This is a genomic window from Bacillus sp. SIMBA_074 (assembly GCF_046534555.1).
GTDB classification, from domain to species: Bacteria; Bacillota; Bacilli; order Bacillales; family Bacillaceae_G; genus Bacillus_A; species Bacillus_A mycoides.
On record NZ_JAWRYM010000790.1, the window covers coordinates 1 to 258 of the forward strand.

At 75.2% G+C, this 258-nt stretch carries 1 protein-coding gene; it reads right to left on the reverse strand.

Annotated features, from left to right (window positions below):
- Nucleotides 1-195 (reverse strand): hypothetical protein (locus SB773_RS32920; protein ID WP_410594616.1); only part of this gene is annotated, 195 nt, incomplete at its 3' end.
- Nucleotides 196-258: the final 63 nt, after the last annotated feature.

Sequence of the window (258 nt, forward strand, 5' to 3'; positions counted from 1 at the left end):
CAGGTACTGGTGCTGCTGCGCCAGCAGCAGGCCGGTCTGCGCCTGGGCGTCGGCCAAGGAGGCCTGGGCTTGGAGGCCGAGAGCAGCGGTGCCCCCGACGGCGACGACCGTGAACGCGACGACGCCGAGGACTCCCCACACCAGCGAGCGGCGGACGCCCTTCGCCTTGCGGTCGGCCAGGATCTCGGGCGGCATGAGGGACGCGCGGGCCTCCGCTCCGACCTCCAGCGGCAGACCGCCCCCGCGGCCGCTCGTGCT